This is a genomic window from Variovorax sp. 20P10.2.4, assembly GCF_058244205.1.
Genome location: NZ_JBZAYE010000276.1, coordinates 1 through 9,193, shown reverse-complemented (window position 1 = coordinate 9,193; position 9,193 = coordinate 1). Strand labels below are relative to the sequence as shown.

The 9,193-nt window shown below is 69.1% G+C and carries 9 protein-coding genes; 8 read left to right on the top strand and 1 reads right to left on the bottom strand.

What is annotated here, in order from left to right; translation table 11 throughout:
* Positions 1-35 precede the first annotated feature (35 nt).
* The 5 genes from AC27VN_RS23185 to AC27VN_RS23165 all read left to right on the top strand — a co-directional run bounded on the left by AC27VN_RS23185 (position 36) and on the right by AC27VN_RS23165 (position 5,854).
* Complete coding sequence (locus AC27VN_RS23185; protein WP_490878035.1) at positions 36-668, top strand: cysteine dioxygenase family protein; 633 nt, start codon at positions 36-38, stop codon at positions 666-668.
* Entirely contained in the window at positions 665-2,314 is a 1,650-nt protein-coding gene (locus tag AC27VN_RS23180) for a rhodanese-related sulfurtransferase (protein WP_490878034.1), read from the top strand. Before AC27VN_RS23185 ends, AC27VN_RS23180 begins: the two co-directional genes overlap by 4 nt.
* An 837-nt stretch (positions 2,315-3,151) precedes the next feature.
* Positions 3,152-4,168 (top strand): taurine ABC transporter substrate-binding protein, encoded by a 1,017-nt coding sequence (tauA, locus tag AC27VN_RS23175; RefSeq protein WP_093340345.1) that lies wholly within the window; start codon positions 3,152-3,154, stop codon positions 4,166-4,168.
* 26 nt (positions 4,169-4,194) lie between these two features.
* Positions 4,195-4,983 (top strand): ATP-binding cassette domain-containing protein, encoded by a 789-nt coding sequence (locus tag AC27VN_RS23170; protein ID WP_209547510.1) that lies wholly within the window; start codon positions 4,195-4,197, stop codon positions 4,981-4,983.
* Complete coding sequence (locus AC27VN_RS23165) at positions 4,976-5,854, top strand: ABC transporter permease subunit (RefSeq protein ID WP_490878033.1); 879 nt, start codon at positions 4,976-4,978, stop codon at positions 5,852-5,854. The genes AC27VN_RS23170 and AC27VN_RS23165 overlap by 8 nt, the downstream gene beginning before the upstream one ends.
* Here the strand turns inward: AC27VN_RS23165 and AC27VN_RS23160 are convergent.
* Complete coding sequence (locus AC27VN_RS23160; RefSeq protein WP_490878032.1) at positions 5,772-6,797, bottom strand: LysR family transcriptional regulator; 1,026 nt, start codon at positions 6,795-6,797, stop codon at positions 5,772-5,774. The genes AC27VN_RS23165 and AC27VN_RS23160 overlap by 83 nt on opposite strands.
* Before the next feature lie 182 nt (positions 6,798-6,979).
* Here AC27VN_RS23160 and AC27VN_RS23155 point away from each other — a divergent pair, with 182 nt between their 5' ends.
* The 3 genes from AC27VN_RS23155 to AC27VN_RS23145 form a co-directional block, all read left to right on the top strand.
* Positions 6,980-8,023: an SAM-dependent methyltransferase gene (locus AC27VN_RS23155; RefSeq protein ID WP_093341227.1), complete on the top strand. Its 1,044-nt coding sequence runs from the start codon at positions 6,980-6,982 to the stop codon at positions 8,021-8,023.
* 10 nt (positions 8,024-8,033) lie between these two features.
* Positions 8,034-8,840: a DUF1295 domain-containing protein gene (locus AC27VN_RS23150; protein ID WP_490878031.1), complete on the top strand. Its 807-nt coding sequence runs from the start codon at positions 8,034-8,036 to the stop codon at positions 8,838-8,840.
* Positions 8,837-9,193, top strand: a 357-nt coding sequence (locus AC27VN_RS23145) for a DUF6134 family protein (RefSeq protein ID WP_490878030.1), incomplete at its 3' end; no start/stop codon positions are given. The genes AC27VN_RS23150 and AC27VN_RS23145, both read left to right, overlap by 4 nt.

Genomic DNA, 9,193 nt, shown 5'->3' with positions numbered 1-9,193 from the left:
GCGATCTCCGACACCCAGCTCTGGAAGCGCGCGGCGTGAGCGCCGCGGTCCCTGCATCGATCGCGCCGCTGCGCGAGTTCGTGGTCGACTTCGGCCGCCTGCTCGACGGCCGGCCCGACGAGCGCGCCATCCTCGCCGAGGGCGGCGCGCTGTTGCGCCGTCTGGTGGCGCGCGACGACTGGCTGCCCGAGGCCTTCGCGCAGCCCGACCCCGCGCGCTACCAGCAGTTCCTGCTGCATGCCGACAGCACCGAGCGCTTCTCGGTCGTGAGCTTCGTCTGGGGACCGGGCCAGGCCACGCCGGTGCACGACCACACCGTGTGGGGCCTGATCGGCATGCTGCGCGGCGCCGAGTACAGCCAGCCCCATGCCTTCGGCGACGACGGCCGGGCGCGGCCCGTGGGCGACGCGGTGCGGCTCGACGAAGGCGACGTCGAGGCCGTCTCGCCCACCGTCGGCGACCTGCACCGCGTGCACAACGCGCACGCGGACCGCGTGTCGATCAGCATCCATGTCTATGGCGCCAACATCGGCGCGGTGCGGCGGCATACTTACCCGGCCGAGGGCGGGCGCAAGCCCTTCGTCTCGGGCTACACCAACACGCTGCTGCCCAATCTCTGGGACCGGTCCGCTGAACGCCGGGCGGTCCCGCCCGACACCACGCCATGACCGACGCCACGCTCCAAGCCACCTCCGCCTTCCCCGTCCTCTCGTTCGCCGCCGTGCGCGAACGCCTGCTCACGCCCGGCGCCGAGATCGCGCTGCTCGACGTGCGCGAGGAGGACCCCTTCGCCCAGGCCCATCCGCTGTGGGCCGCGAACCTGCCGCTGTCGCGCATCGAGATCGAGGCCTGGCGCCGCATCCCGCGCCGCGACACCTTGATCGTGCTGTTCGGCGAGCACCGCGGCACCGATCTCGCACCGCTGGCCGCGCGGCGGCTCGTCGGCCTCGGCTACACACAGGTGCACCTGCTCGAGGGCGGCCTGGAGGGCTGGCGCGCGGCCGGCGGCGAGCTGTTCCGCGACGTCAACGTGCCGAGCAAATCGTTCGGCGAACTGGTCGAGCACGAGCGCCACACGCCCTCGCTCTCGGCACCCGAGGTGAAGGCGCTGATCGACGAGCGCGCCAACGTGGTCGTGCTCGATGCGCGCCGCTTCGACGAATACCAGACCATGAGCATCCCGGGCGCCACCAGCGTGCCGGGCGCCGAACTGGTGCTGCGCGTGCGCGAGCTCGCGCCCGATCCGGCTACGCGCGTGATCGTCAATTGCGCGGGGCGCACGCGCAGCATCATCGGTACGCAGTCGCTGGTGAACGCCGGCATTCCCAATCCCGTGGCGGCGCTGCGCAACGGCACGATCGGTTGGAAGCTGGCGGGGCAGGTGCTCGACCATGGGGCGGTGCGGCGTGCGCCCGAGGCGGTGAGCGACGCGCATCGTTCGCAGGCGCGTGCCGATGCGCGGCGCGTGGCGGAGAAGGCGGGGGTTCGGTGGGTGGCGGCCGATGCCGTGGACTCGCTCGAGGAGGCGGGGCGGACGGTCTATCGCTTCGATGTGCGCACGCCCGAGGAATACGCGGCGGGTCATCTTCCCGGCTTTGCGGGAGCGCCCGGTGGGCAGTTGGTGCAGGAGACGGATCACCAGGTGCCGGTGCGGCATGCGCGGATCGTGCTGGCGGATGACGATGGGGTGCGGGCTTCGATGTCCGGCTCCTGGCTGGCGCAGATGGGGTGGGAGGTTTATGTGGTGGAGCCTGTGGCTGCTTTCGATGCGTTGAGCGAGCGGGGGGCGTTGGCTGCTGTGTATCCGGAGGTGGCTCGGGCCGTTGGAGAGATCGAGGCGCTGGACTTGGCTCGGTTGCTCGACGGGGATGCTTCGTCGACTGCGGTGATCGATGTGACGGGCAGTGCGAATTACGTGAAGCGGCATGTGCCGGGGGCGTGGTTTGCTGTTCGGGCGCAGCTCTTGGATGCGGTGGCTGAAGTCATTCCTTCGGCTCGGCGCTATGTGTTGACTTGTGGGAGCAGTTTGTTGGCTCGGTATGCGGCTTCGGATTTGCGGGAGTGGCTCGATTCGCGTGGGGAGCTGGATGTGGAGGTGCTCGTGCTGCTTGGGGGGAATGCTGCCTGGTTCTCTGCTGGGCTTCCTTCTGAATCTGGTGAGACTCGTCTGGGTAGTGAGAGGACTGATCGGTATCGGAGGCCTTATGAAGGGACTTCGGCTTCTGTGGAGGCTATGCAGGGGTATCTGGATTGGGAGTTTGGGCTTGTGGAGCAGTTGGGGCGGGATGGGACGCATCTCTTTGTCGTGGCCTGAACCTGTCGGTTGTTTTCTTGCTGAGGCTGTTGGCCGGGACTCGCCCCGGCGGGCGAGTCACTTTCTTTTGCTTCGCCAAAAGAAAGTAACCAAAGAAAAGGCGACCCACTGTCTGCGACCCTCCGCTTCGCTACGGGCAACCTGCGGTGCTCGCGTTTCGCGGGGTCTCGCAGAACTCGCTCCACTGCGTTCCGCTCAAACAGCTGCGAGCCCTTATCCGCGAAACGCTGCGCTCCTCGGCGCAGCCAGAGGGGTGGTTCGGGCCATCGCTGCGCTCGGCCACAGATACCCCAACGGGCCTTCGCTTCGCTCGGCCTCAGTGAAAGATCCAGGGCCTCTGCATACGCACTCACCACACAAGGACGCGCCACGGCGCGTTGACCCTAGTCCCCTCTGGCTGTGCCGAGGAGCGCAGGAGAAAGCGGGATAAGGGCCGCAGCTGTCTGAGCGCAACGAAGTGGAGCGAGTTCTGCGGACCCCCGCTTTCTCCGAGCACCGCAGGTTGCCCGTAGCGAAGCGGAGGGACACAGACAGCGGGGTCGCCTTCTTTTGCTTACTTTTCTTGGCGAGACAAGAAAAGTAAGTCGCCCGCCGGGGCGAGACCCGGCCTACGCCCTCCGCAAGGAGAACACCCTCCAACTAACCCCAGCCCAAGACAACAAAACAAAAAACGCACCTCCCCCGTGCCCCCCAAGCACCAAACAAGGGTAAGTCCCAGTCCACTGGCACCTCCCCCCTCCCACCCCTGGCACTTTGCACCCCACCCCCAACCATGCACAGTACCCCTCGCACCGAAGCCTCGGCCAGCGCCGCCCGCAACAGACAAGGAGAACCCGGATGAACACGCGTCGATCCCTGCACCGTGCAATCGCAGCCACAGCGCTGCTCGTGCTGGCCACCACCGGCACCGCCTTCGCCCAGAAGGCCAAGGAACTCACCTTCGCCCACCAGGACATGCTCGTCCCGCTGCGCCTGGTCATGGAGTCGGGAGAGGTCGAGAAGGCCACCGGCTACAAGATCAACTGGCGCATGTTCTCGGGCGGCGGCGACGTGATCCGCGCCATGGCCTCGGGCGACGTGCAGATGGGCGAGACCGGCTCCAGCCCGCTGACGGCCGCGGCCAGCCAGGGGCAGGACATCAAGCTGTTCTGGATCTCGGCCGACATCGCCGACGCCGAGGCGCTGGTGGCGCGCAATGCCTCGGGCATCGCGAGCCTCAAGGACCTCGCGGGCAAGAAGGTGGCCACGCCCTTCGTCTCCACCGCCCACTACCAGCTCATGGCCGCGATGAAGATGGAAGGCGTCGACGCGAAGAAGGTCAACGTGATGAACATGCGCCCGCCCGAGATCGCGGCGGCCTGGGAGCGCGGCGACATCGACGCCACCTTCATCTGGGACCCGGTGCTCTCCAAGATCCGCTCCAGCGGCAAGGTGATCGCGACCTCGGGCAGCATCGGCAAGCGCGGCGCGCCGACCTTCGAGGGCATCGTGGTCAACGCCAAGTGGGCGGCCGAGAACGAGGCCTTCATGGTGGCGTTCGTGAAGGCGCTCAACCGCGCCAACGACGAGTACAAGGCCTCGGGCAAGAGCTGGACGCCCGACTCGCCGCAGACCAAGGCGATGGCCAAGTGGACCAAGGCCGATCCGAAGGACGTGGGCGCGGCGATGGCGCTCTACAGCTTCCCGACCCTGTCCGAGCAGCTCTCGCCGACCTGGCTCGGCGGCGGCGCGGCCAAGGCGATGGCGAACACGGCGGCCTTCCTCAAGGAACAGGGCCGGGTGCAGGAAGTCAAGCCCGACTACTCGGCCTACGTGACCACCACGTACGTCGAGAAGGCCCTGGCGGCCAAGTGAGCGCTGCGCGGTAAACAAAAAAGCCCATGCCCACGCTCGACATCCGCGACCTCACGGTCAACTACGCCGTCAAGGGCGGCACCCTGCAGGCGCTGGCGCCGGTCAACCTGCGCATGCACGACGGCGACTTCGTGGTCGCGCTCGGCGCCTCGGGCTGCGGCAAGACCACGCTCTTGAACTGCATCGCGGGCTTCCTGCCGCCGTCCACCGGCGAGATCCTGCTCGACGGCCAACCCGTGGCCGGCCCCGGTGCCGACCGCGGCGTGGTGTTCCAGAAGCACGCGCTCATGCCCTGGCTCAATGTGCGCGACAACGTGGCGCTGGGGATGCGGCTCGCGGGCGTCGACCGCGCCACGCGCGACCGCGTGGCGGAAGAGAAACTCGCGCTGGTCGGGCTGCAGAAGTACGCCGACCGCGCGGTGTACGAGCTCTCGGGCGGCATGCAGCAGCGCGTGGGCATCGCGCGCGCGCTGGCCAGCGATCCGGCCGTGCTGCTGATGGACGAGCCGATGGGCGCGCTCGACGCCTTCACGCGCGAGCAGGTGCAGGAGATCCTGCTGCAGGCCTGGTCGACCTCGAACAAGATGGTGTTCTTCATCACCCACTCGGTGGAGGAGGCGCTGTTCCTCGCCACCCGGCTGATCGTGATGAGCCCGAGCCCGGGGCGCATCTCGCACGTCTACGACGAGGTGCCGTTCTCGCGCCAGTACCTCTCGCACGGCGATTCGCGCAAGGTGAAGTCCGAGCCCGAATTCATCCGCATGCGCGAGGAAGTGCTCTCCATCATCCACCACCGCGAGGCCGCCCATGCCTGAGGCCAGCATCGCATCGGTCGCCATGACGCCTCCCACCAAGCCAGCAGTCGTCCCGCCGCCCGCGCCCGGCGCCAAGCTCAAGACCAGCGCCTTCAAGGTGCCGGGCGAGGGCTCGAGCTTCACGATCAGCGTGGTCACGGTGCTGACGCTGATCGCGCTGTGGTTCCTGGTCACCAACATGGGCTGGGTCAAGCCGCTGTTCCTGCCGACGCCGCAGGCGGTGTTCCAGCAGTTCTACGAATACCTGACCGGCCAGGCCAACGACAAGCCGCTGTGGCAGCACTTCCTCGCGAGCATGTTCCGCGTGTTCTCGGCCTTCCTCTTGGCCTGCGTCACGGCCATCCCCGTGGGCATCGCGATGGGCATGAGCCGCTTCTGGCGCGGCATCTTCGATCCGCCGCTGGAGTTCTACCGGCCGCTGCCGCCGCTGGCCTACCTGCCGCTGATCATCATCTGGTTCGGCATCGACGAGCTGCCCAAGGTGCTGCTGATCTTCCTGAGCTGCTTCGCGCCGCTGGCGCTGGCTGCGCGCTCGGGCATGCGCAGCGCCTCGCAGGAGCAGATCAACGCGGCCTACTCGATGGGCGCGAGCTATATGCAGGTGATCCGCCACGTGATCCTGCCCTCGGCGCTGCCCGACATCCTGGTCGGCATGCGCATCGCGATCGGCTTCGGCTGGACCACGCTGGTGGCCGCCGAGATGGTGGCGGCCAACATGGGGCTGGGTCAGATGGTGCTCAACGCGTCGAACTTCCTGCGCACCGACATCGTGATCATGGGGATCGTGGTCATCGGGGTGGTGGCGTACCTGTTCGACCTGCTGATGCGCTGGCTGGAGCGGCGCCTGGTTCCCTGGAAAGGACGCATGTAGAAGAAGGCGCGGCGGGCGGCGAGACCGGCACCGCCGGCGGCATGGGCGAGGGCAGGGCGCCGCCCGGCCCCATCGACTGCTCGAGGAAATCGAGCATCGCGCGCATCGCCGCGCTGTTGTGGCGCCGCTGCGAATAGGCGGCATAGAGCCAGTGGTCGTGCGGCATGTGCTCGCGCAGCACCGGTACCAGCGCGCCGCGCTCCAGGTGCGACTGGGCCAGCGGCTCGGGCACGTAGGCCACGCCCACGCTGCGCAGCGCCAGCTCGATCAGTGCGACCGCGTCGTTGGCCTCCATGCGGCTGTGCACCGGCACCTCGTAGGCCTCGCCTTCGGTCTCGAACGGCAGGTGGGTGGTCGAGGCGGCCGAGTAGCTGAGCACGTCGTGCCGGCTCAGGTCGGCCGGCACGCGCGGCATGCCGCGCAGCGCCCAGTAGGCCGGGGTGGCGCACACCACCATGTCGAACTGCACCAGCCGCCGCACGATCAGGTTCATGTCGTCGATGCGGCCGCCCGTCAGGTGGATGTCGATGCCCTCGCCGATCAGGTCGACCGCGCTGTTGGTGAAGACCAGGCTCACGTAGACGTCGGGATAGCGCTTGATGAACTCGGCGATCACGTCCGAGAGCCAGCCGGCGATCAGCCCGTGCGGCGCGCTCATGCGCAGCCGGCCGCGCGGGTGGGCCCCGTGGGCCTGCAGGTCGTTGAGGGTGTTCTCGGCCATGTCGACCAGCTGGGTGCTGCGCTCGAGCAGCACCTCGCCGGCGTCGGTCAGGCTCAGCGAGCGGGTGGAGCGGTTGAGCAGCCGCACGCCGCTGCGCTCCTCGAGTTCGGCCACGTAGCGGCTGACGGTGGCCTTCGACATGCCCAGCGACAGGGCCGCGCGCGAGAAGCTGCGCCGGAACGCGACTTCGCGAAATGTCTTGATGAGATCGAGTCCGTCCATGAGAGTGGGCGCATTGTTCCAGTTCGGCCAGAGGCCCGCGCCGGCGCAGGGGCATGGTGCAACCTTGGTTTGCGCCCGCCGGACGCATCCGGTTGCATCCGGATCGCCGCCGGCTGCGTACAGGGGGTGATCGGTCCCGGACGGCGGGGCCCGCCAACACGCACGAGAAGGAAGAAGAAGCCATGCCGCAGGACATCGCGTTCGCCATCCGCTGGGTCGAGAAGGGCCTGGTGCCCGATACCGTGGTGCGCCGCGGCATCCGGCGCCTGCTCAAGGACCGGCTGTCGGAGTTGTATGCCGGCAACACCCCGGCCGTGGCCGAGCTGACGCAGGAGTTCGTCGGGCGCATGCGCTCGGCCAGCCTGGCGCCGCTGCCCGAGAAGGCCAACGCCCAGCACTACGAGGTGCCGGCCGCCTTCTTCGGCCAGGTGCTCGGCAACCACCGCAAGTACAGCAGCTGCTACTGGCCCGAGGGCACGCGCACGCTCGAGGAGGCCGAATCGGCCGCGCTGGCCAGCACCTGCGAGCGCGCCGGGCTGGACAACGGCCAGGACATCCTCGAGCTGGGCTGCGGCTGGGGCTCGCTCACGCTGTGGATGGCCGCGCACTACCCGGGAAGCCGGATCACGGCGCTGTCGAACTCGGCCTCGCAGCGCGAGTACATCGAGGCCGAGGCCGCGCGGCGCGGGCTGGCCAATGTGCGGGTGCTCACGCGCGACATCAACGTGTTCGACACCGAGGAGCGCTTCGACCGCGTGGTCTCGGTCGAGATGTTCGAGCACCTGCGCAACTGGCCGCAAGCCTTCGCCAACGTGGCGCGCTGGCTGCGGCCCGGCGGGCGCTTCTTCATGCACGTGTTCGTGCACCGCGAGGCGCCCTATCCCTTCGAGGTGCGCGACGCCAGCGACTGGATGAGCGAGCACTTCTTCTCGGGCGGCATGATGCCCAGCGACGACCTCGCGCTGCACTGCCAGGACGACCTGCGGCTGCTGCGCCGCTGGCGCTGGGAAGGCCGCCACTACCAGCGCACCGCCGAGGCCTGGCTGCGCAACATGGACCAGCGCCGCGAGGCGCTGCGCCCGCTGTTCCAGGCCACCTACGGCGACCAGGCCCATGTCTGGTGGACGCGCTGGCGCCTGTTCTTCATGTCGGTGGCCGAGCTGTTCGGCTACGAGCACGGGCAGCGCTGGTGGGTCAGCCACTACCTGTTCGAGCGGCGCGCCTGAAGCCGGCACGATGAGATTCAGCGCACCGGAAGCCGCCTTCGCCGGCCTCGCCTTCACCGCCGCGGTCGCGCTGGTGGTCTGGCTCGAGAGCCTGGCGCGGCGCGACGCGAGCCTGATCGACCGCTTCTGGCCGCTGCTGATCGCGGGCGCGGGGCTGGTCTACCTGGTGCTGCTGCCGAACGCGCCGCTGCACGAACCGCGCGGCCTGGCCATGGCCGTGCTCGCGCTGCTGTGGGGGCTGCGGCTGGCGCTCTATGTGGCGTCGCGCAACTGGGGGCACGGCGAGGACCGGCGCTACGAGGCGATCCGCGCGCGCAACCAGCCGGGCTTCGGACTCAAGAGCCTGTACCTGGTGTTCGGGCTGCAGGCGGTGCTGGCCTGGATCGTCTCGGCGCCGCTGTTCGTCGGCATGGCGGGCGCGCGGCCGCTGGGCTGGCTCGACATCGCGGGCGGCGCGCTGACGGCCTTCGGCATCGGCTTCGAGGCCATCGCCGATGCCCAGATGTCGCGCTTCAAGGCCGACCCCTCGCAGCGCGGCCAGGTGATGGACCGCGGCCTGTGGCGCTACAGCCGCCATCCCAACTACTTCGGCGAAGCCTGCGTCTGGTGGGGGCTGTGGCTGATGGCGCTGGGCGCGGCCGGCCTCGACGGCGCCTGGAGCGTGGTCTCGCCGCTGCTCATGACCTGGCTGCTGCTGCGCGTGTCGGGCGTGCGCCTGCTCGAGGCCGACATCGGCCACCGGCGGCCGGCCTACCGCGATTACATAGTGCGCACCAACGCCTTCGTGCCGGGGCCGGTGCGCCGGCCGCCGAAATGAGCGTGCGCCATGCCGGCCTGGCGCTGCTGTGCGCGCTGGCCTTCGCGGCGGGCGCGCAGCCGGTGGCCTCGCCCGCCACGGGCGAATGGAATTTCCGCGTGCTGCTCGACGACGCGCCGATCGGCGAGCACCGCTTCGTGCTCACGGCCGCGGGCGACGAGCGCCGGCTGAGCAGCGAGGCCGCGTTCGCGGTCAAGCTGCTGGGCGTCACGGTCTACCGCTACCGGCATTCGGCGGTCGAGCACTGGCGCGGCGACTGCCTGCGCCGGCTCGATGCCGACACCAACGACGGCGGCGACCGCTCCGAGGTGCGCGCCGAGCGCGAGTCGGAGGGCGACGGCCCCGCGCTGGTG